Source organism: Micromonospora sp. NPDC047521 (assembly GCF_055587305.1).
Map to the genome: position 1 here is coordinate 396,055 of NZ_JBVJGN010000005.1, position 21,842 is coordinate 417,896.

The following is a 21,842-nucleotide window of genomic DNA, read 5'->3' on the forward strand; positions in this document are numbered from 1 at the left end:
TGATAGGGGCGCCCCGGGACGGCGAGGGCGTCAGGCCGCCGAGCCGTACAGGTTGATCTCGGCGGCGGAGGCGTACCCGGCGCCGTTGGCGGCGCGGGTGGTGCGCAGGCGTACGTGCCGGGCCGTGGTGGGCGCGAAGACCGCCGACTTCAGGGCGCTGCCGGAGCCGAAGGTGCCGGCGGCGACCTGGGTCCAGGTGGTGCCGTCGGTACTGGTCTGGATCTGGTAGTCGGCGATGGTGCCGTTGGTGCCACCGTCCTGGCGGGGCAGGTAGTCGAGTCTGTCGATACGGAAGGTGCCGCCCAGGTCGACGGTGATCTGGTGCGGCATGGCGGCGACGCCGCCGACGTAGCGGGTGTGCCAGATGGTGGCGGGGTTGCCGTCGATGGCGTTCGCGGCGACGCCGTTCTCGCCGACGGTCTCCACGCTGTCCGCCGTCGCGGTCCAGCCGGTACGGGGCAGTTGGGGGCTGCTGCCGCCGCCGATCGCCTCGTCGGTCGGCGTGGCCTGGAAGACGGCCACCTCGAACGGCGCCAGCGTGATGGTCACCGGTGCCGCCGGACCCGACACGAAGCCGGAGCGGCGCCCGTCGCGCTCGGTGAACCTGTACCGCTGATGGGTCCCGGCGGGCAGCTCGAAGACCGTCTGCGGGTTGACAGTGAAGGTCTGCGCGGCAGCCGACGGGTTGCGCAGCATCAGCATCCCCTTTGACGCGCCGGCCGTGGAGTTCCAGGCGGCCGTGCCGTAGACGGAGCCCGCGGCCGGGTCACCGCCGACCCAGTGCACGTCGCTGAGCAACCCCTGGTTGGCGCGGGCCCACCTGGCGTTGGCCGCCACGGTGTCCCAGAACCAGGCCGCGCCCGGCCTGTTCGCGTCGACGAGCGTGTTGCGTACATACAGCTCCTGAAGACTCAGACCGAGCGCGAAGTAGGCGCGGATGTCCTGCGACACCTCGGCCTGGACGCTGGCCTTGGTCAGGTCGTAGTCGGCGGTGAACTGCGGTGTGCGGTCGGAGAAGATGATCCCGTGGTTCATCAGGCCCGGGATCGGGAACAGCGGGTTCTGCGTGGCGTTGTTGCGGAACGTCTCCGAGTCGCGGTAGTTGACGTAGCGCTGCTGGGCGCTGCCGGCCCCGACCAGGCCCGCGTCGTGCCCGTCGCGCCAGATCGAGTCGGTGTACCACAGCCAGTACGGCGAGCCCCAGGTGCCGACGGTGGCGTTGACGAACACGTCCTTCTGGTGCGCCCGCAGATCCCCGGTCAGCCCGAGCAGGGCCTCGTAGTCGGCGATGTAGTTGGCGTTCGGGCCGGACTGGTAGAGCCCGCCGCCGATGCCGTCGAACTTGAAGCCGCGTACCCCCTGGTTGTCCATCATGTCGAAGGCGACCGACCGGAACCTGTCGTAGTAGCGGCTGCCGCTGAGCTTGAACTGGCCGCCGCTGTGGGTCTCCAACCGCTGGTCGGCCGGTTTGCTCGCGTTGATGGCCTGGCGGGTGCCGGCGCTGGTGCCGTACCCGCCGAACGGTGACATCCACACCGACATCGACGCGCCGTACTGTGCGGCGGCGGCCTTCTGCGGTGCGAAGCCGGTGGGGAACTGGGTCGGGTCGAACGACCACACGTTGAGATTCGTCTCGTCGACCTGCGGCGTCCGAAGGTAGTCCCAGCCGTCGTCGACCCAGAAGCTGTCGATGGTGGCGCCCCGGTTGCGCAGCTGGGTGCCGAACAGGTTGATGGCCCGGGTCAGCTCCGCGCTGTTGATCACCTCGCCGGGAGGCTTGAGGTCCAGCCAGCTCTGGTAGTGCAGGAACGTCCGACGGTCGTGGGCCCGCTCGCGTTGCAGGTAGTACTGGAACGAGCGGCGCAGCTGCCCGGCGGGGGAGACACCTGTCGAGGCGGTGTACACCCACGAGGTGCCGGCGGTGAGGTCACCGGCGCGGGGCACCGCGATGTCGACGGCGGACCCGTTCACTGTCGCCTTCGCCATCGGGTTCTCGATGCCGACGAACACCGTCTCGCTGCCGGCCGCGCCGTACACCACAGGACTGCCGTCGTCGCTGCCGAGCACCCGCGCGTTCGTCAGGCCGAGTTCCACGAGGCGCAGGGAGGTCACGTCGAACGTGCCGGCCACCGAGCGCACCGTGAAGCTGTGCTGCACGGTGTTGGCCCCGCCGCGCAGCCGTACCTGCCACTGCACGTCGAGTGTCCGCGCGCCGCCGCCGTACCGGAAGGTGGTGGTGACCGCCTTGCCGGCGAAGCGTTCCGACAGCCGTGCCGACGCCGGGTTCGCCGGCAGGTCGCTGACCACCGGGGTGACGGAGACGCTCGTGTTCGCTGTCGTGATGGTGCTGCCGTCGGCCAGGGTGAGCGTGAAGAGCCCCCGCAGGCTCATCGGCACCGTGGCGTTCGCCGCCCGGTTCTCGAACCGGGTCAGCGACACCGTGCTGCCGAGCAGGCTCCAGGTGGTCGACAGCGCCGCGTTGGCCAGTGTGAAACCGCTGCCGGACCGTGACGCCGTCGCCGCGCCCGGCTGCACGCCGGGGAAGACCACGCCCGCGGCGTCGGTGTAGGTCGGGTCGGCCGGGACCGCCGCCCCGGCCGGTGCCGGACGGCTGCCCACCGTGGAGACGACACCGGCGGCCAGGCCCAGAACCAGGACCCCGGCGAGGGGCCGCCATCGTGATCGTGTTTCCGGTGACGTTCTCTGCTGCATCGGTCCTCCTTCGGCAGGTCAGGCGGTGGGAGTGCTCCAGCGCTGGTTGGCGCCGTTGGTGCAGGGCCAGAGGATGAGGCGGGTGCCGTTCGCGGTCGCGCCGCCGTTGGCGTCCAGGCACTTGCCACCGGTGCGGTAACTGCTGGTGGCGGCGTCGTAGGTCCAGCGCTGGTACGCAGCTGTCGAACAGGTGCGGATCACGATCGAGGTGCCATCGGTGAGGCTTCCGTTCGCCGGCTCCAGGCACTTGCCCAGGGCGGTGAGGGTGCCGTCGTTGCGGTGGGTCCACGTCTGGTTGCCGCCGCCGTTGCAGTCCCAGAGGTTCACCGCCGTGCCGTCGGTGGTGTTGCTACCGGGAATGTCGATGCAGCGGCCACTGGACACGCCGGTGATGGCACCCCGCTTCGGCCCGTACACCTCGAACTCCAGCAGCGAGTAGCCGTAGGTGGTGGCCCGCTGGGTGCCCTGCACGCGCACGTACCTCGCGGTGGTGTTGAGGACGTGTTCGTCGGTGCCGCCGTCACCGGCGGTGACGGTCACCGCGGTGGTCCAGGTGGTGCCGTTGGTGGAGGTCTGGATCTGGTACGCCCTGGCGTACGCGGCCTCCCAGCGCAGTGCCACGCGTGACAACTCCTGGCTGCTGCCGAGGTCGACCTGGATCCAGCTCGGATCGGTGTAGGCCGACGACCAGCGGGTGCTCAGGTCACCGTCCACTGCCGCCGACGCCGGGAAGGCCGCCGTCTCGGTGGACGACGCGGTCGCCGGACGGTTGAGCGCCAGGTTGCCTGTCGCCACGGCCGGGCCGCCGGGAGCCCGCCCGATGCGGTCGATGATGGTGCTGAAGGCGGTGTACGTGGCCGCCGGCTTTGGCGATCCCCAGGTCTGTTGGGCGACGACGCGCAGGATCGTCCGGATGCCGGCGGCGATCTGGTCCTCGGTCTCCGCGTCCGGGTAGTCGCACCAGACGTGCACCACGGTGCCCAGGTTGCGCGACGGATCGTTCACCGTGTTGTTGCCTTGGAACCGTTCCGGCGTCCAGGTCTCGTAGGCCCACGTCACGCTCGGCTTGCTGATGGCGGGGACGTAGTAGGTGGGATCCCACGCCTGGTTGGAGATGGTGTGCCCCCGGTCCACCAGGGCCTGCGGGGTGATGCCGTAGTTGTACCAGACCTCGACGTGGATGTTCGACGCCGGCCGGATGGTGCCGTCGGTGCCGATCCCGTCGTTCCACATGCGGGTCGTCTTGCCGCCGGCGCGGACGATGTCGTTGGCCCAGTTGATGAAGCCGTAGTAGGCGTCCTTCGCGATGGCGTTCGGCCCGTACGTGGCGCGGGCGTACGTCAGCAGTTGCGGGTAGGCGGCGTAGTTGCCGACGTACTCGTCCGCGCCGATGTGCCAGTACCGGCCGGGGAAGAGCGGCAGGAACTCGGTGATGAGGTCCCGGGTGAGGGTGTCCGCGCCCGGCTTGGACAGGTCGAGGTAGTAGGGGTTGCGGTTGCCGCTGGTGTCGGCGAGTTGCAGGTCCGGATGGTTGGCCAGGATGACATTCATGTGGCCCGGCATGTCGATCTCGGGGATGACCTCGATGTGGTACCTGGCGGCGAGGGCAATCAGGTCGCGGATCTCCTGCTTGGTGTAGTACTGCTGCGACATCACCTCCGGGTGGGTGGTGCTCTCCAGCCGGAAGCCGAACGTGTCGGACAGGTGCAGGTGCAACCGGTTCATCTTCAGGTAGGCGAGTTCCTTGACGTGCCGGCGGAGCCAGTCGACTGTGAAGTACTTGCGGCCCACGTCCACCATCAGGCCGCGTTCGGACTTGGTGGGAGCGTCGGTGGTGGTGCCGGCGGGCACGCTCGTGGACTGCTTGAGCAGTTGCAGCACCGTCCTGGTCCCGTAGAAGGCGCCCGCGTCGGTGGAGCCCTGGATGGAGATGCTCGATCCGACAGTCATGGTGTAGCCCTCGGCGGGCTGGCTGCCGCCCAGGGTCAACCGGATGTCGCCGGCAGCCGCGCTCCCGGTGGCGACCGGCACCGTGCGTCCGGTCAGGTCCCGCAGGTCGGCCGCGAAGGTGGCCGCGTCGTCGTTGAGCTGGGTGGTGTACGCGGGGTCGACAACGATGCGGGTCGCGGCACCGAACGTGTAGCTGCCGGTGCCCGCCGTCCACTGCCTGAGCGCCGGGATCACCTGTAGGTCACCCGGCACGGCAGAGGCCGGCGTGGCGGGCACGGTCAGCAGTGCGGCGGCAAGTGCTCCCACCGCTCCGGTGACGCTGATACCTCGAAGACGCATGAACCGTTCCTCTCGGGAAGGGGCTGGAGATCAGCAGGACGCCGGGTTGGCGGTGCTGTCGGTCGCGTACGCGGTGAGCGTCGCGACCTGCGGTACGCCACGCGCGGCGGTGACCCGCAGCCGCAGCCGGTCGCTGGTCACGGCGGTGGACAGCGGAACAATCCGCTTGTAGCCGACCGTTCCGGCGGAGGCGACCTGTTGCCAGCCGCCGGTGATCCAGGCGTCCACGGCGAACGCCTCGACGCGCTGGCCGTTGCCGACCGACTCCTGCACCAGGACCCGGTCGAACGTGCGGACCCGGCAGGCGGTCAGCTCGACCGCGCCGGTGGTGGCCCCGTTCGCGGGCGACCAGTAGGTGCCCAGGGCCGCGTCGGTGAGGGCGGCGTGGGTGCCTGTCGCTCCTGCCTTGGCGAACAACTCCCGGCCGTACCTGGCGCGTTGCGCGGTGCCGAACCCGTCGAGGGCTGTGACGTCCGGCGCGTCGATCACGCCGGCCCGGTTGGGCGGCACGTTGAGCAGCAGGTTGGCGTTGCGGCCCACCGCGTTCTCGTAGAGCTGCATGAGCGCGGCCGGTTGTTTGACCGAGCCGTTCTGGCCGGAGTGCCAGAACCAGCCGGGCCGGATCGAGACGTCCGCCTCGGCCGGATACCACGACAGGTAGGTGATCGTCCCCAGGTTGCGGCCGATCAGTGCACCGGAACCCAGGTCGCCGGAACCGGCACCGGCGAGCATGTCGTCGTCGCGGTTCAGCGCGCCGGGATCGGTGCCCTTGAACGGCAGCGCGCTCCACTCGTCGGCCCGGAACGCCCCGGACTCCGAGCCGACCCAGCGCACGTCCGGTCCGTTGATCGCGATGGTGGCGTTCGGTTGCAGCGCCCGGATCAGCCGGTACCAGTCACCGACCTGGTACGGCTGCGGGTACGCGGTGTACGGGTTCGCGCCGTCGAACCACACCTCGGCCATCGGCCCGTACTCGGTGAGCAGTTCGTACAGCTGGTTGAGGAAGTAGGCGTTGTAGTCGTCGGCCTGGTACGCGTACGTCTGGGTCGGGGTGCGGGTGTCACCGGCGACGAGCGTCGGGATGGTCACCGCCCGCTTGGCGCTGCCGTTGCCGAACCGGTCGCCTCCGCGCCGGCCGGGGATCTCCGCGCCGTCGGCGGGGGAGAGGTAGAAGCCGACGGCCAGGCCTGCGGCGCGGGCGGCGTCGACAGTGGCCCGCAGGATGTCGCCCTGGCTGGTCCGACCCCACCAGGGGCTGCTGCGGACCGAGTGGGTGCTGTAGCGCGACGGGTAGAGCAGGAATCCGTCGTGGTGCTTGACGGTGAGGATGACCTGCTTGAACCCGTTGCGCTTGAGGACGTCCATCCACTGGGCGGGGTTGACTGTCGTCGGGTTGAACAGGGCCGGGTCCTCGTTCCCGCTGCCCCACTCGACGTCGGTGAAGGTGTTCATGCCGTAGTGCAGGAACGCCGTCAGCTCCCGCTGCTGCCAGGCGAGTTGGGCGGCTGACGGTACGACCTGTGCGGCCTTCTGCCGGATCCGGTCGACTGTGTCGCACCTGTCGACGGTGATGACGGTGGCCGGGGTGACCGGGCCGCTGGTGCCGGGGTTGCCCGCGCAGCCGGGCGGCGGTGGGGTGCCCCCGCAGACCGGCGCGTCGAGTTGGAAGTCGGCCGGACCGGCGGCGCCGGTCATCGTCGCCAGGGCGATGGCGTCCACCGTGCCGTGCCAGCCCCGGTTCCGGGTGCCGGCGTCGTTGCCGAAGGTCAGCAGACCCTGCGACGCGTTGGCCGCGGCGACGGGTGTGGTGACCGTGGTGCCCACCTGGCAGCCGTTGACGTACGCGACGAGCCGGGCCGCCGAGTCGCTCACGTACTCGTAGGCCAACGCCACGTGGATGTCCTGCGTGGCGGGCAGGTCCGGTCCGCTCTGCCGGGTGTCGTGGTACGGCGCGTCCGGCCCGTACATGCCGAACTCGGTGGTGGCCTGCGAGCCGTTGGCGTAGCGGTAGTAGCCGCCGCCGGCGAGGCTGAGCACGGTGTCGAAGCTCAGGGTGGCGCCGCTCTGGCGGCGTACCACCGCCTCGGCCAGCAGGCTCCGGTTGACGTACTTGGTGCCTGTCACCGGGATCCGCGGGGTGAACCCGATGCCGGTGCCGCCGCCGGTGAGCGTGATCGATGTACCGCCGATCGTCTCGCTGCCGGCCAGCCGGGTGAGCTGCCCGTCCACCAGTTCGCCGGTCGACGGCGTGTAGCCGGTGGTGGAGGTGAAGGTGCCGCTGAAACCGACGTCGAGCAGCGGTTGGTAGTCGGCGGCGGCGACCCGCCACTGCTGGTTGGTGGCTGTGGTACAGGGCCAGAGGATGACGGCGGTGTTGTTGGCGGTGCCGCCGCCGTTGGCGTCGAGGCAGGTGCCTGTTGCCTGGTTGCGCAAGGTTTTCGCGGTGGTGTCGTAGGTCCAGCGTTGGTTGGTGGCGGTGCCGCAGGTGGCGATGGTGGCGGGTGCGCCGTTCGTGGCGTTGGCGGCGGTGAGGCACCTGCCCCGGTTGCGGATGGTGGTGTCGGCCTGTCGGGTCCAGATCTGGTTTGTCGCGCCTGTGCAGTCCCAGAGGATCAAGGCGGTGCCGTCGGCGGTGGCGGCGCCGGGCACGTCGACGCAGCGGCCACTGGCCACGCCAGTGATCGTGCCGTCCCCCGGTGCCGCGCTGGCCGGCGCTGCCGGCGGGGTGAGTTGGATCAGGCAGGTGGCGAGCAGGGCCAGGGCGGTCAGGGCGGCCCCGCTCGCGCGCGGGCGGGGGCGGCGCAGGGTGGGGGGCATGGGTGTCCTCTCCGAGAGCGGGGCAGGGAGGGGCGGTGCGGTGGCGTGAACGGGTGCTACATCAGCCACTGCTGGTTGGTGGCTGTGGTGCAGGGCCAGAGGATGAGTGCGGTGTTGTTGGCGGTGCCGCCGCCGTTGGCGTCGAGGCAGGTGCCTGTTGCCTGGTTGCGCAGCGTTTTCGCGGTGGTGTCGTAGGTCCAGCGTTGGTTGGTGGCGGTGCCGCAGGTGGCGATGGTGGCGGCGGCGCCGTTCGTGGTGCTGGCAGCGGTGAGGCACTTGCCCCGGTTGCGGATGGTGGTGTCGGCCTCGCGGGTCCAGATCTGGTTGGCCGCTGCGGTGCAGTCCCAGAGGATCAGGGCGGTGCCGTCGGCGGTGGCCGCCCCCGGTACGTCGACACAGCGCCCACTCGCGACTCCGGCGATCGTGCCGGTCGCGGCCGTGGAGACGGCCTGGTAGCGGTGCCCGGCCTCGGCCGTGAACGTCACCCGGTCACCAGTGCGCGTCACCGGCACGGTCTGGTTGCTGTTCAGGTCCACCAGCGACGCGGTGGCCAGCATCGGGTTCCGGACGGTGAGGGTGCCGCTGCTGCCGGCAGTGAGCGTGATCCGGCTGGCCAGGCGGTTGCGCCACTCGGCGTCCACTGTCACGTTGCCGCGTGCCCGCAGGCCGCTGACCGAGCCGGTGGGCCAGGCCGCCGGTACGGCGGGCAGCACGTCCACGACGCCGGTCTGACTCTGCAACAGCATCTCCGCGACGCCGGCGGTGGCTCCGAAGTTGCCGTCGATCTGGAACGGCGGGTGGGTGTCGAACAGGTTGGCAAGGGTGCTGCTCTTGAGCTGCTCGGCGAGCATCTTGTGGGCGTGGTCGCCGTCGAGCAGCCGAGCCCAGAAATTGATCTTCCAGGCCTTGCTCCAGCCGGTGCCGCCGTCGCCGCGCGCCGTGAGGGAAACCCGGGCGGCTTCGGCGAGAGCCGGGGTGGTCGACGGTGATATCTGCCGACCCGGATGCAGGGCGTACAGGTGCGAGACGTGCCGGTGGTCGTTGGTCGGGCTGTCCCAGTCCGCCTTCCACTCCTGCAACTGGCCCCAGGAGCCGACCCGCAGGCCGGGGTCGAGCCTGGCCAGCGTGCTCTGCCACTGCGCGCGCACTGTGGCGTCGACGCCGAGCGCCGCGCTGGCCTCGATGGTGTTGGTGAGCAGGTCCCACACGATCTGCTCGCTCATCGACGCGCCGGCCGAGAAGTCGCCCTGCTCGGGTGAGTAGCTGGGCGAGACGACAAGCTTGCCGTCGCGCGGGTCGACGTGCAGGTTGGCCCGCCAGAACTCGGCGGCCTCCTTCATCGCCGGGTACGCCTGGTCGCGCAGGAAGGCCGTGTCGCGGGTGAACCGGTAGTGCTCGTAGAGGTGCTGGCACAGCCAGGCGGCGGCCTCCGGGAACCAGAAGGCGGTGGCCCAGTCCTGGACGCCGGTGAAGCCGTACGGGTTGGTGCTGAGGTGGGTGACCCAGCCGGTCGTACCGTAGATGTTCTGCGCGGTGGCCCGGCCGGGTGCCCGCAGGGCGTCGATGAAGTCGAACAGCGGCGTGGCCGTCTCGGACAGGTTCGTGGTCTCCGCCAGCCAGTAGTTCATCTGGACGTTGACGTTCGTGTGGTAGTCGGCCTGCCAGGGCGGGCTGTTGGAGTTGTTCCAGACGCCCTGGAGGTTGGCCGGCAGGGAGCCGCCGCGGGAGGACGAGATGAGCAGGTACCTGCCGAAGGAGTAGTACAGCGACTCCAGCGCGCGGTCCTGGGCCCGTCCGGCGGCGCCCGTGTAGGCCGACCGCAGGTCGTCGGTGGGGATGTTCGGCATCTGCCCGCCCACGTCGAGCCGGACGCGGTCGAAGAGCTTCTGGTAGTCGGCCAGGTGGGCCGCCCGCAGGGCCGCCCACGTCGAGGTCGCCGCGCCGTCGACCGCCTGGGTCACCCTCGCGTGGGGGTCGGCGCCGCGATAGGCGGGGTAGGTGTCGGCGTACGACGTCGCGGCGGACAGCACGACGAGAGCCGAGTCGGCGCCGGCGACGGTGATCCGGTCGGTGCCGTCGGTCCGGGTGCCACCGGTGGTCACGACCCGGTACTGGGTTTCGTGGATCAGCCCGTTGCCGGGCAGCGTGCCCCGCACGGTGATCCGGCCGTTCGCCACCGTGAGGGTGCTGCCGGGCTGGGCCGGGACGGTGCGCAGGACGAAGGAGATCTTCCCGGCCTGGCTTGCCGACAGCCGGGCGACGATCACGTTGCGGGGGTAGCTGGCGACGTACTCGCGCTGGTAGGTCACCCCGCCGTGGGCGTACCCGACGCGGGCGGTGGCCTCGGCGAGGTCCAGTTCGCGCCGGTAGCCGCTGACCGTGGCGGGTGTGCCGGACATGTCGAGGTACATGTCGGCCAGGTTCTGGTACGAGCCGAATCCGGTCGCCGGCTGGCCGAGCGCGGTGGCGACCGCGGCCGGTGCCATCCGGGTGTCCCGGTCGATCTGCGCCTGCACCCCGGCCAGGGCTCCGGGCCGTGGTGCTGTCCAGTTGCCGTGGTTGTATCCGGTCGTGCCGGGCCCGCCCGTCCACAGCGTCTTCTCGTTGAGCTGGAGGCGTTCGGTCTGGATGCCACCGAAGACCATGGCGCCGAGCGCGCCGTTGCCCAGCGGCAGCGCGTTGCTCTCCCAGTTGGCTGCCGGTTCGTCGTACCAGAGCGCGAGTTTCGGGTCGGCGGCGGCTTCGGTGGCGGCTTCGGCTGCGGTGGAGTTGGTGGGCACGGATGTCAGGGACGCGGCCACAAGAAGGGCCGCGGTCGCGCAGCGCAGGATCGTCCGGATACCGCCGATGAAAGACATAGGGCCTCCTCTATGTCACGGCAGTTAACGTGGGATGTATATTTTTGTCAATGCCACGAACCTAAGAGCCTGGTAGCGCCGCCTGCGGGGAAGATCGTCACCGGTGGCCGCGTAACAACAGGTCATCCGGGCTATTGCCTTGGGCATCGATGCATGTTAGACATCTGATGTCAGAGCTATGATCTCCGTAAACATATGATGTATACGGGAGATGTGGTGCAGCCTCCACGTGGCGCCGGCGTGCTGACCGTGGACGCGCGCCATCACCTCTGGGAAGACCCTTGCGAGGCGATCGTCCGATTCGGGCCGGAGCGCCTGATTGTCGGTTCCGACCGGCCGGTGTGCCTGCTCGCGGTTAGCTACGGCCGGATCCGGGCCGCGCGTGGTGACCGGCCGTGGCCGCTGACCGGCATCGCCGTCCGACTCTCCGGGCAGCTCAACCGTCAGCGGCACAACCGGCGGCTGTCACCCTGGCCGTCATGCCGACCCGGCCACGCGACGGCATGGCGTGGGTCGCGGGGTCGGTAGGTGTTGATCGTGGCGGGTCAGGCCTGTACGACGCGGGCGATGCTCGCCCGGATGGGCGCGTAGTGCTCGGCGATGGCGGCCTGTAGGCCCACCACGTTCCCTGCCGCGACCGCGTCCACGATCGCCCGGTGCCGCTGGGCGGTTATCAACCGGTCCTCCGGCTCGGTGCGCAGCGTGGGGGCGACGATGGCCTGTACCTGCCAGAACGCCTCGGTCAGCTGGACGATCAGGTCGTTGCCGAGGGGCTCCAGCAGCTTCACGTGGAAGGCCCGGTCGACGTCGAGGAAGTCCATGCCCTGGGAGGCCAGGCTCTCCATCTCGTCGGCGAGCGCGGAGAGGGCGGTCTGGTGCTCGCTGTCGAGAACGGCGATGACCTGAGCGGCCAGGCCCTGTTCGAGGGTCTGCCGGACGTCGACGACCTGGCCCAGGACGTGGTGGTCCTCCTCGCCGCTCAGGAGGCCGCGGAAGGCCAGGCTCTCCACGAGCGCGGCGAGCGACATGCGGCCGACGAAGGTGCCGTGACCGTGCCGTACCTCGACGATGTCGAGGGCGGAGAGGATCTTGACGGCCTCGCGGATGCTCGAGCGGCTCGCGCCGACCGCCTCGCACAGCTCCGCCTCGGTGGGCAGGATGTCTCCCGGCTTGAGGCGATTGCGAAGGATGTACTCCTTGATCTTGGTCGCCACCTCCTGCCGGCGGGGACCCGGGCGCTCCGCACCGCGTAGCGGGGACGCGTCAATGGTCGTCATCTGCCACTTGCCCTTCGTTCACGGATCTGACACGCTCACCATATCGGCATCAGATGTCTGACGTCAGACCCCATTACCTTCGAATCCCTCAGCGCGAGCGGTGACGCGAGCGCATGAAGAGCCTATGGAGGCAGCTACGTGAGCACCACCGTTGAGCCAAAGGAGAGTCGGCGCTTCCCCCCGCGCCGGTTCCGCTCGTTGGCCGTCGCATCCACCGCGGCAACCCTCGCACTCGGGCTTGTCGCGTGCAGTGGCGGCCCCGCCTCGACCAACGCCGTCGAGGGCGGTAACGGGGGTGCGAGCTCGATCGAGACCACTCTGGCGTTCACCCTCTCCAGCGGTTTCGACCCCGCGAACGCCTCATCGGCGGTCGCGACGGCGGTCAACCAGCACATCTTCGAAGGTCTCGTCGATCTGGACCCGGTCACCCGGGAACCTTACCGGGCCCTGGCCAAGGAAGACCCGGTAGCCAGCGCCGACGGGCTCAGCTACACCGTGGCCGTGCGGGACGGCGCGAAGTTCTCCGACGGCAGCCCGGTCACCGCCGAGGACGTCGCCTGGTCCTTCGGGCGCGTGCTGAAGCCGGCGGACCCCAAGACCCCGCCGCTGATGCAGGGGTTCGTGTCGTTCATCGACACGGTCACCGCCAAGGACGCCACCACTGTGGAGTTCAAGCTCAAGTACCCGTTCGCCCTGTTCTCCGAGCGGATCTCCGTTATCAAGATCCTGCCGAAGGCGAAGACCGCGGACGTGGCCGCGTCGAAGGCGTTCGACACGGCGCCGATCGGTTCCGGCCCGTTCAAGCTGGACAGCGCGTCCAAGGAGTCGGGCGTCAAGCTCAGCAAGAACCCGAACTACAACGGCTCGCGTGCGGCCAAGGTCGAGACGATGACCTGGAACACCACCTCGGAGGCCTCCGCCCGGGTGTCCGACCTCCAGGGCGGCCGTGTCCAGGCCATCGAGTCGGTGCCGTACCTGAACGTCGACTCGCTCAAGGGCAAGTACACGGTCGAGGCGAAGCAGGCCTTCAACCAGGTGTTCCTCATGTTCAACTCGTCCGCGGCGCCGTTCAACGACAAGCGCGTACGCCAGGCTCTGCACTACGCGATCGACAAGGACTCGGTCATCAAGACCGCGCTCAACGGCTACGGCACGCCGGCGACGAGCTACCTGGACGAGGGCAACAAGGACTACCAGAAGGCCGCCACCGTCTACGACTACAACCTGGACAAGGCCAAGGCCCTGCTCCAGGAGGCGGGCGTCACCAACCTGACGTTCCAGCTCGACACCACCGACAACTCCGTCGTCAAGGATGTCGCCCCGCTGGTCATCGAGCAGTGGAAGAAGATCGGCGTCAACGCCAGCCTCAACACGGTGCCCTCGTCGGCCATCTACGGCGACGTCGTTCCGAAGAACACCTTCCGGGTGCTGATGGCCACCGGCGACCCGAGCGTCTTCGGCGTCGACACCGACCTGCTGATGCGCTGGTTCTACTACGGCGAGACCTGGCCGGGCCAGCGTTACCGCTGGAACGCCGCGGACCGCAAGGCCATGGCTGACCTGCTGGACAAGGCGGCGCAGACCTCCGACGAGGCGGCCCGCAAGGCGCTGTGGAAGCAGGCCCTGGACAAGGTGGCCGACGAGGCCCCCCTGTACCCGATCCTGCACACCAAGGTCGTCACCGCGTACGACCCCGCCAAGCTCGACGGCTTCTCGGGCGCGGCGACCACCGGTCTGTACTTCCTGGGCACCAGCCGAAAGGGCTGAGCCCGCCTCGGGGGCCCCACCCTGGCCCCTGCGCGTCCCGCCCAGCCCCCACCCCTCGGGCTGGGCGGGACGCCCCGGCGGCCCTCGACGAGAGAAAGACACCATGCTGAGCGTTCTGAGTCTGGTCGCGCGACGACTCCTGACCCTGATACCCCTGGTGCTGGGCATCACGATCTTCGTCTTCGTGATCATGCAGTTCTCCCCGATCGATCCCGCGCTGTCCGTCCTCGGCGATCAGGCGACCCCCGCGCAGGTGGCCGCGTTCAAGGCCGCCAACGGGCTCGACGACCCGCTGCCCCTGCGGTACCTGCACTTCCTGGGCGACCTGCTCCGGGGCGATCTCGGCGTGACCTTCCCGCCGTCCGTCCCGGTCGCCGACAAGATCGCCACCGCGCTGCCGCTGACGATCCAGCTGACGGCCCTCGGCATCGTCGGCGCGCTCGTCATCGCGTTGGCCCTCGGCATCCCCGCCGCGCTGTACCGCGACCGCTGGCCCGACCAGGTCATCCGGTTCGTCTCGATGGCCGGTATCGCCATGCCGTCGTTCTGGCTGGCCCTGCTGCTCATCCAGGAACTGTCGGTCCGCCGCCCCGTCTTCCCGACCGGCGGGTACGTCAACCCCGGCGACTCGTTCTCCCTCTGGCTCCAGTCCCTCGCCATGCCCGCGCTGGCTCTCGCCGTGCCGGTCGGCTGCTCACTGGCCCGAATCGTGCGGACGTCCATGGTCGAGGAACTCGACAAGGACTACGTGCGTACGGCGATCGGCGCCGGGCTGCCACCCCGCGTGGTGGTCGGACGCAACGTGCTGCGCAACGCGCTCGTCAACCCGCTCACCGTGCTGGGCCTGCGGATCGGCTACCTGCTGGGCGGCACCGTCGTCATCGAGGCCATCTTCTCGCTGCCCGGCATGGGCACCCAGATCATGAGCGCGGTGCAGCAGAACGACACCGCCCTCGCGCAGGGGACCGTGCTGACGATCGCCATCTGCTTCGTCTTCGTGAACCTGGTGGTCGACATCCTCTACCTCTTCGCCAACCCTCGACTGCGCGGAGCCCACTGATGCGTCGAACACTCACCGCCCGGCTGTCGGCTCCCGGCATCGCCTTCAAACGGCTCAGCGTCACGGCCCGGATCGCACTGAGCTTCGTCCTGCTCATCGTCGTGGTGGGCATCTTCGCGCCGCTGCTCCTGCGGCACGACCCCGCGCAGGCCGGGCTCGGTCCCGCGCTGACCGGCCCGAACGGCGACTACTGGTTCGGCCTGGACAAGCTCGGCCGAGACGTGTTCTCGCGGCTGGTCGCCGGCACCCGACGGTCGTTGATCGTGGGCTTCGGCAGCGCCGGCATCGCCCTGGTGGTCGGCGCCATCCTGGGCGCGGTGGCGGGAACCAGTCGAGCCGCTGTCGACGAGGTGGTGATGCGCTGCCTCGACGTCGTCATGGCCTTCCCCGCCATCGTGCTCTCCGCCCTGCTGATCATCTCGTTCGGCAAGAACAGCCTCCTGGTCCTCGTCGTCGCGATCGGCTTCGTCTTCGTCCCCTCGATCGCGCGTATCGTGCGCGCCAACGTGCTCTCGCAGTACCGCGAGGACTACGTCGCGGCCGAACGGATCATCGGCGCCCGGCGACCGCACATCCTCTGGCGGCACATCCTGCGTAACTGCGCCGCCCCGATCCTCGTCTTCGTCACCGTCATGGTGGCCGACGCGATCGTCTTCGAGGCGTCCCTGTCGTTCATCGGCGGCGGGCTGGCGCCCCAGGAGGCGGCCTCCTCGTGGGGCTCGGTCATCGCCTTCGGTAAGGAGATGGTGCAGATCGGCGGCTGGTGGGCGACGTTCTTCCCCGGCCTGCTGATCCTGCTCACCGTGCTCGCCCTGAACGTGCTCTCCGAGGGGATGTCGGACGCCTGGGCCGCCCCGGCGGCGCGGCGGGCCACCGCGACCAAGGCCGGCGACGCGCAGGAGGAGGCGCAGCCCGGCTCCGGCGAGGTGGTGCAGCTGCCCGGCCTGGCCGAGGCGGCGCAGCGGCTGCGCGAGCGCGCCCGTCCGCTCCCGCAGGGAGAGCCGGTCCTCGCGGTCCGGAACCTGTCGATCGGGTTCGAGGGGCGCCACCGGGGCGTCGACATCGTCGACGGCCTGACCTTCGACGTCCGCCCCGGCGAGGTCCTCGGCCTGGTGGGGGAGTCCGGCTCCGGTAAGTCCCTGACCTCCCTCGCCGTGATGGGCCTGCTGCCGCAGGGCGCGCGGGTCCGCGGCGAGGTCCAGTTCCAGGGCAACGACCTGCTGACGATGAGCGCCAAGCGGCGGCGTGCCCTGATGGGACGCGAGATCGCGATGGTCTACCAGGACGCCCTCTCGGCCCTGAACCCCTCACTGCGCATCGGCTCCCAGCTCGACCAGATGATCAGCCGGGGCGGCACCCGCTCCGCGCGGGAGCTGATGGAACTGGTGGGCCTGGACGCGCAGCGCACCCTGTCCGCGTACCCGCACGAACTCTCCGGTGGGCAGCGGCAGCGCGTGGTGATCGCCATGGCCCTGTCCCGGGACCCGAGCCTGATCATCGCCGACGAGCCGACGACCGCGCTCGACGTCACGGTCCAGGCGCAGGTCATGGAGCTGCTGCTGCGACTGCGCGGCCAGCTGGGCTTCGCGCTGATCCTGGTCAGCCACGACCTCGCGCTGGTCAGCGATGTCGCCGACCGCGTCGTGGTGATGTACGGCGGGCAGATCGTCGAGAGCGGAGTCACCGCCGACGTGGTCGGCGCACCGGCGCACCACTACGCCCGTGGGCTGCTCGGTTCCGTGCTCTCCCTGGAGGCCGGTGCGGAACGGCTCACCCAGATCCGCGGTGTGGTGCCGTCGCCGGCCGACTTCCCGTCGGGTTGCCGGTTCGCCGACCGCTGCCCCATGGCCACCGAGGTCTGCCGGGAGGAGACGCCCCGCCTGGAGGGCGCCGCCGAGCACCGGTACGCCTGCCACCACCCGGCCGTCACCGTCAGGGAAGAGGAGCTGGCCCGATGAGCGCGTCAGTCCCAAACCAGTCGATCGTCGAGCTGCGCGACGTGCACGTCGTCCACCGCACGCGCGGGGGCGGCCTGTTCGGCCGCGAACGGGTGTACGCCCTCACCGCCGCGGACCTGACCGTCCGCGCCGGCGAGACGATAGGTGTCGTCGGCGAGTCCGGCTGCGGCAAGTCCACGATGGCCAAGGTGCTCGTGGGCCTGCAACGGCCGACGAGCGGCTCGGTCGCCTTCGCCGGCAAGGACGTCTGGTCGATGAACGCGGCGGAACGCCGGATGCACATCGGCGCGGGCGTCGGCATGATCTTCCAGGATCCGGCCACGTCGCTGAACCGGCGCATGCCCGTCCGGGACATCCTGCGTGACCCGCTGGACGTGCACCGTCGCGGCACCCGCAGGGAACGCGAGGAGCGGGTCTCCGAGCTGATGAACCTCGTGGGCCTGCCCCGGTCGGTCGCCGACGTGCTGCCGAGCCAGCTCTCCGGCGGCCAACGCCAGCGGGTGTCCATCGCGCGTGCCCTGGCCCTGGAGCCGGGGCTGGTCATCGCGGACGAGCCCACGAGCGCCCTCGACGTGTCGGTCCGGGCGCAGATCCTCAACCTGCTCCTGGACCTCAAGGAGCGCCTCGGACTGGCCATGGTGTTCGTCTCGCACGACATCCAGACGGTCAAGCGGATCAGTGACCGGGTGGTCACCATGTACCTGGGCCGGATCGTGGAGCAGACGCCCGCCGCCGGGCTCCCGGAGGTCGCCCAGCACCCGTACACCCGGGCGCTCTTCTCCGCCACACCGGGCCTGCTCTCGCCGCTGGACCCCATCCCGCTCGTCGGCCCGGTCCCACTCGCCACCCGGCCACCCAGCGGATGCCCGTTCCGCACCCGGTGCTGGAAGGCCACCGACGTCTGCGCCACCGAGATGCCGCCAGCCGAAGCGGGCGGCGGTGGTGCCGGTTCCCACGAGTTCCGGTGCTACCACCCCGTACCCGCCGGATCGAGCAACGCGGAGCTGGTCGAGCTCGCCAGAGCGTCGACCGGCCGTACCACCCCCCTACATGTCGAGGAGACAGTGTGACCACCCCTGCCCCGCGGTTCGCCGGAGTCGTGCCGCCGGTCGTCACCCCCCTGACCGAGGAGGGTGCGGTCGACGTCGCCTCCCTGGAGCGGCTCGTCGAGCGGATGCTCGCCGCGGGCGTCGACGGCATCTTCGCCCTCGGCAGCTCCGGCGAGACTGTGTTCCTCACCGACAGCCAGCGGGACCAGGCCCTGGAGACCGTGGTGAAGACCGTCGGTGGCGCCGTACCCGTCATCGCCGGCTGCATCGAGCCGACCACCCGCCGGGTCCTCGACCGGGCCGACGCGTCGACGCGTCTGGGCGCGGACGGCCTGGTGGCCACCGCTCCCTTCTACGCCATCGTCGGTCCGCACGAGGTCGAGCGGCACTTCCGGTCGCTCGCCGCGTCGGTCGAGCTGCCCCTGCTCGCGTACGACATCCCGGTCTGCGTGCACACCAAGCTCTCCCCGGACCTGCTGAGCCGGCTCGCCGCGGAGGGCGTCCTCGCCGGCGTGAAGGACTCCAGCGGCGACGACGTCTCCTTCCGCCAGCTGGTGCTGGCGATCGCGGACCGCGCGCCGTACGTCGGCTTCAGCCTGTTGACGGGCCATGAGGTGGTGGTCGACGGGATGATGCTCGCCGGCGCCTCCGGTTCCGTCCCGGGGCTGGGCAACGTGGACCCGGCCGGTTACGTGCGCCTGCACCGGGCCTGCGTGAACGGCGACTGGGATGCCGCCCGCGTGGAGCAGGACCGCCTGACCCGGCTGTTCCGGATCGTCGACGCGGCCGATCCGGCGACGGCGGCGGGGGCCACCCGGGGGGTGGGCGCGTTCAAGACCGCCCTGGCCCTGCTCGGTGTCATCGACAGCAACGCGGTGTCGCTGCCCCTGCGACCGCTCGACGCCGACGAGACGGCGCGGGTGCGGGGCCACCTGGAACTGGCGGGGCTCGTCTAGCCATGCCCACGGTTCGCATGCCCCCGGTCGTCGCCGCGCTCGACATCGGGGGCACCAAGACGGCTGCCGCCATCGTGACGCGCGACGGCGAGGTCGTCGACCGGCTCACCGCCGCGACCCCCGGTCGAGCGGGTGCGACAGCCATCCTCGACACCGCTGCGGATCTCGTCGATCGCCTGCGGGCGAGGGTGACGGGGGCACCCGTCGGTGCCCTCGGTGTCGGCAGCGCCGGCGTGATCGACCACCTGACGGGCCGGGTGCTCTCGGCCACCGACGCCCTTGCCGGTTGGGCCGGCACGGACCTGAGTGGACGACTGCGGGAGCGGCTGGGCGTACCCGTGTCGGTCATCAACGACGTGCACGCGCACGCCCTCGGTGAGGCCCGGCACGGCGTGGCGGCCGGCTACGGGACGACGCTCTTCATCGCGGTCGGCACGGGCATCGGCGCCTCGTTCGTCATCGACGGCGCCGTGCTCACCGGCGCCCACTCGACGGCCGGCCACGCCGGCCACCAACCCTCGCCGTACGCCGGGCAGTTGCCCTGCACCTGCGGCGGGCAAGGTCACCTGGAGGCGATCGCCTCCGGGCCCGGCCTCACCGAGGAGTACGTGCGGCGTACCGGCCAGCGGGTCGACGACCTGCGGTCGGTGGCCGCCCGGGCCGCGGACGGCGACGCCACGGCCCGCGAGGTGATCCTGATGGGCGGGGCCGCCGTCGGCTCGGCGGTCGGCGGACTTGTCAACATGCTCGACCCCGGCGCCGTCGTGATCGGCGGCGGCGTCGCCGGCCTCGGCGACCTCTGGTGGCAGGCGCTGCGGGACGCCGTGCGCCGGGAGACACTGCCCAGCCTGGACGACGTGCCCGTGCTGGCCTCGACCCTCGGCTCGGACGCCCCACTTCTCGGCGCCGCCACACTCGCCTGGAAGGGCATCTCATGAACGCGTTGATCGAAGGACTCCGCCACCGCCTCGTCGTCTCCTGCCAGGCGTACCCGGGTGAGCCGATGCGCACCCCGGACACGATGCGCCGGGTGGCCCTCGCCGCCGCCCGGGGCGGAGCCGCAGGCATCCGCGCCCAGGGTCTGGCGGACATCGCGGCCATCCGGGAGGCGGTCGACCTGCCGCTGATCGGGCTGTGGAAGGACGGGGACGACGACGTCTTCATCACCCCCACGCTGGAGCACGCGCTGTCGGTGGCCCGGGCCGGCGCGCACGTCGTCGCGCTCGACGGGACCGCGCGGCCCCGGCCGGACGGTCGGAGCCTCGCCGAGACCATCGCCGCCGTCCATCAGCTGACCGGGGCTCTGGTGATGGCGGACTGCTCCACCCTCGCCGAGGGGATCGACGCCGCCGCGGCGGGCGCCGACCTGGTCGGCACCACCCTGGCCGGCTACACCTCGTACACCACCAAGCAGCCCGGACCCGACCTGGACCTGGTCGCCCGCCTCGCCGCCGCCGTCGACGTGCCGGTGGTCGCGGAGGGTCGGATCCACACCCCGGTCCAGGCGGCGCAGGCGCTGCGGGCCGGGGCGTGGTCGGTGGTCGTGGGTACGGCGATCACCCACCCCACCACCATCACCGGCTGGTTCGCGTCGGCGATGGCCGACGCCCGGTAGCGCACCGCACACCAACCGACAACCCTGCCGTCACGGAGGCCATGCTGTGGCTTTGAGCGATCTCACCCTCGACGAGTGCTGGACGTACCGACCCGAGTTGGCTGTTCCGGAGGACCTGGACGCCTTCTGGGAGCGGACGCTGCGCGCCGACGAACCAGCGGCGGCGACGTACGAGCCCGTCGACACGGGCCTGACCCAGATCCGCACCCACGCGGTCACCGTCGCCGGCTACGACGGCGAGCCGGTGCACGGCTGGCTGCACCTGCCGGCGGACGCCACCGGGCCGTTGCCCTGCGTCGTGGAGTACCTCGGGTACGGCCGAGGCCGTGGGCTGCCCCACGAGAAGCTGTTCTGGGCCGCGGCGGGCTTCGCCCACCTGATCATGGACACCCGGGGTCAGGGCTGGAGTGCCGCGCCGGGCGCCACCGCCGACCCGGACCGGTATCCGGCGGGAACCGTCCCGGGTTTCCTCACCCGGGGCGTCACCAGCCCTGACGACTTCTACTACCGCAGGCTGATCACCGACGCGGTGCGGTTCGCCCAGGCCGCCGGTGAGCACCCCGCCGTCGACGCCGACCGGGTCGCCGTCACAGGCATCAGCCAGGGCGGCGGCCTGTCACTGGCGGTGGCCGCGCTGGTCCCCGGCGTGGCGGCGGTCATGCCCGACGTGCCCTTCCTGTGCGACTTCCGGCGCGGCGTCCAGGTCGCCGCAGCAGGCCCGTACGGCGAGATCACCGAGTACCTCGCCCTGTACCGCGACCGGGCCGGCCAGGTGTTCCGCACCCTGTCGTACGTCGACGCCGCGGTGCTCGCGCCCCGCGCGACCGCGCCGGCGCTGTTCTCCATCGCCATGATGGACCGGACCTGCCCGCCCTCGACCTGCTTCGCCGCCTACCACCGCTACGGCGGTGACAAGGAGGTGCGCGTGTACGAGTTCAACGACCACGAGGGTGGTGCGGCGCACCAGCAGGTCGAACAGCTCACTTGGCTGCGCGAGCGTTTCGGCCGCTGAGGGCGTCGCCCGGCGTCAGCGCGGTTCCCAGGCGTCGGGCAGGGCGGTGAGCTTGCGCACGTGGGCGGGCAGCCGGCCACTGACGATCTCGGCGAGGCTCACCTCGTCGACCACCCGCCGTACGGCGGCGCGCACCGCCACCCACAGGCCGGGCAGGTTCTCCGCCGACCCCTCGTACCGGGTCTCCTCGGGGCGCAGCCCGCGTACTCCCGCGAGGGGGCCCTCGACGGCGCGCAGCACCGCGCCGACGGTCACCTCGCGCGGCGGGCGCGCGAGGGTGTAGCCACCCTCGGCGCCGCGCTGGGCGCGCACGATGCCGGCGCGGCGCAGGTCCGCCAGGACGGCCTCCAGGAACTTGCGGGGCATGTCCTGCTCGGCGGCGATGGCCTGGGTGGACAGCAGTGAGGGGTACGCGGTGGCGAGGCTCAGCGCCGCCCGTACCGCGTAGTCGCCGCGCGCGGAGATCTGCACC

14 protein-coding genes are annotated in these 21,842 nt (G+C 70.7%); 8 read left to right on the plus strand and 6 right to left on the minus strand.

The genetic code is table 11. From position 1 onward, the window contains the following. Positions 1 to 30 precede the first annotated feature (30 nt). From ACZ6N8_RS14955 to ACZ6N8_RS14975, 5 genes are all read right to left on the minus strand, one after another. The gene (locus ACZ6N8_RS14955) at positions 31 to 2,712 is read right to left on the minus strand and encodes a discoidin domain-containing protein (RefSeq protein ID WP_466010321.1); all 2,682 of its coding nucleotides are present in this window, start codon (positions 2,710 to 2,712) and stop codon (positions 31 to 33) included. A gap of 18 nt (positions 2,713 to 2,730) precedes the next feature. After that, entirely contained in the window at positions 2,731 to 5,001 is a 2,271-nt protein-coding gene (locus ACZ6N8_RS14960; protein WP_466010322.1) for a family 20 glycosylhydrolase, read from the minus strand. Between the two features lie 30 nt (positions 5,002 to 5,031). Beyond that, entirely contained in the window at positions 5,032 to 7,818 is a 2,787-nt protein-coding gene (locus tag ACZ6N8_RS14965) for an alpha-L-fucosidase (protein WP_466010323.1), read from the minus strand. Positions 7,819 to 7,874: 56 nt separating this feature from the next. After that, positions 7,875 to 10,676: a glycosyl hydrolase family 95 catalytic domain-containing protein gene (locus tag ACZ6N8_RS14970; RefSeq protein WP_466010324.1), complete on the minus strand. Its 2,802-nt coding sequence runs from the start codon at positions 10,674 to 10,676 to the stop codon at positions 7,875 to 7,877. A gap of 545 nt (positions 10,677 to 11,221) precedes the next feature. After that, a complete protein-coding gene (locus tag ACZ6N8_RS14975) occupies positions 11,222 to 11,953 on the minus strand; it encodes a FadR/GntR family transcriptional regulator (protein ID WP_466010325.1) in 732 nt (243 codons plus the stop codon). A gap of 138 nt (positions 11,954 to 12,091) precedes the next feature. Between ACZ6N8_RS14975 and ACZ6N8_RS14980 the strand changes: the two genes are divergently transcribed. The 8 genes from ACZ6N8_RS14980 (at position 12,092) to ACZ6N8_RS15015 (ending at position 21,370) form a co-directional block, all read left to right on the plus strand. Then, the gene (locus ACZ6N8_RS14980) at positions 12,092 to 13,720 is read left to right on the plus strand and encodes an ABC transporter substrate-binding protein (RefSeq protein ID WP_466010327.1); all 1,629 of its coding nucleotides are present in this window, start codon (positions 12,092 to 12,094) and stop codon (positions 13,718 to 13,720) included. A 103-nt stretch (positions 13,721 to 13,823) separates the two neighbouring features. Further along, positions 13,824 to 14,780, plus strand: coding sequence for an ABC transporter permease (locus ACZ6N8_RS14985; protein ID WP_466010329.1), 957 nt, complete (start codon positions 13,824 to 13,826; stop codon positions 14,778 to 14,780). Then, positions 14,780 to 16,738: a dipeptide/oligopeptide/nickel ABC transporter permease/ATP-binding protein gene (locus tag ACZ6N8_RS14990; RefSeq protein ID WP_466010330.1), complete on the plus strand. Its 1,959-nt coding sequence runs from the start codon at positions 14,780 to 14,782 to the stop codon at positions 16,736 to 16,738. The genes ACZ6N8_RS14985 and ACZ6N8_RS14990 overlap by 1 nt, the downstream gene beginning before the upstream one ends. Next, complete coding sequence (locus ACZ6N8_RS14995; protein ID WP_466010332.1) at positions 16,735 to 17,808, plus strand: oligopeptide/dipeptide ABC transporter ATP-binding protein; 1,074 nt, start codon at positions 16,735 to 16,737, stop codon at positions 17,806 to 17,808. Before ACZ6N8_RS14990 ends, ACZ6N8_RS14995 begins: the two co-directional genes overlap by 4 nt. Beyond that, a complete protein-coding gene (locus ACZ6N8_RS15000; protein ID WP_466010334.1) occupies positions 17,805 to 18,743 on the plus strand; it encodes a dihydrodipicolinate synthase family protein in 939 nt (312 codons plus the stop codon). Before ACZ6N8_RS14995 ends, ACZ6N8_RS15000 begins: the two co-directional genes overlap by 4 nt. Before the next feature lie 2 nt (positions 18,744 to 18,745). Beyond that, on the plus strand, positions 18,746 to 19,681 hold the full coding sequence (locus tag ACZ6N8_RS15005; RefSeq protein WP_466010336.1) for an ROK family protein: 936 nt from the start codon (positions 18,746 to 18,748) through the stop codon (positions 19,679 to 19,681). Beyond that, positions 19,678 to 20,358: an N-acetylmannosamine-6-phosphate 2-epimerase gene (locus tag ACZ6N8_RS15010; protein ID WP_466010338.1), complete on the plus strand. Its 681-nt coding sequence runs from the start codon at positions 19,678 to 19,680 to the stop codon at positions 20,356 to 20,358. The genes ACZ6N8_RS15005 and ACZ6N8_RS15010 overlap by 4 nt, the downstream gene beginning before the upstream one ends. A 46-nt stretch (positions 20,359 to 20,404) precedes the next feature. Beyond that, the gene (locus tag ACZ6N8_RS15015; RefSeq protein ID WP_466010339.1) at positions 20,405 to 21,370 is read left to right on the plus strand and encodes an acetylxylan esterase; all 966 of its coding nucleotides are present in this window, start codon (positions 20,405 to 20,407) and stop codon (positions 21,368 to 21,370) included. 15 nt (positions 21,371 to 21,385) lie between these two features. Here ACZ6N8_RS15015 and ACZ6N8_RS15020 read toward each other — a convergent pair whose 3' ends face one another. Continuing rightward, a complete protein-coding gene (locus ACZ6N8_RS15020) occupies positions 21,386 to 21,841 on the minus strand; it encodes an RrF2 family transcriptional regulator (RefSeq protein WP_030333674.1) in 456 nt (151 codons plus the stop codon). Between the last annotated feature and the right edge of the window lies 1 nt (position 21,842).

Bases quoted from the DNA above. Each gene is read 5' to 3' on its own strand.
- ACZ6N8_RS14960 (WP_466010322.1), bottom strand. From the start codon at position 5,001: ATGCGTCTTCGAGGTATCAGCGTCACCGGAGCGGTGGGAGCACTTGCC.
- ACZ6N8_RS14970 (WP_466010324.1), bottom strand. From the start codon at position 10,676: ATGTCTTTCATCGGCGGTATCCGGACGATCCTGCGCTGCGCGACCGCG.
- ACZ6N8_RS14955 (WP_466010321.1), bottom strand. From the start codon at position 2,712: ATGCAGCAGAGAACGTCACCGGAAACACGATCACGATGGCGGCCCCTC.
- ACZ6N8_RS14975 (WP_466010325.1), bottom strand. From the start codon at position 11,953: ATGACGACCATTGACGCGTCCCCGCTACGCGGTGCGGAGCGCCCGGGT.
- ACZ6N8_RS15005 (WP_466010336.1), top strand. From the start codon at position 18,746: ATGCCCACGGTTCGCATGCCCCCGGTCGTCGCCGCGCTCGACATCGGG.
- ACZ6N8_RS14965 (WP_466010323.1), bottom strand. From the start codon at position 7,818: ATGCCCCCCACCCTGCGCCGCCCCCGCCCGCGCGCGAGCGGGGCCGCC.
- ACZ6N8_RS14990 (WP_466010330.1), top strand. From the start codon at position 14,780: ATGCGTCGAACACTCACCGCCCGGCTGTCGGCTCCCGGCATCGCCTTC.
- ACZ6N8_RS14985 (WP_466010329.1), top strand. From the start codon at position 13,824: ATGCTGAGCGTTCTGAGTCTGGTCGCGCGACGACTCCTGACCCTGATA.
- ACZ6N8_RS14995 (WP_466010332.1), top strand. From the start codon at position 16,735: ATGAGCGCGTCAGTCCCAAACCAGTCGATCGTCGAGCTGCGCGACGTG.
- ACZ6N8_RS15010 (WP_466010338.1), top strand. From the start codon at position 19,678: ATGAACGCGTTGATCGAAGGACTCCGCCACCGCCTCGTCGTCTCCTGC.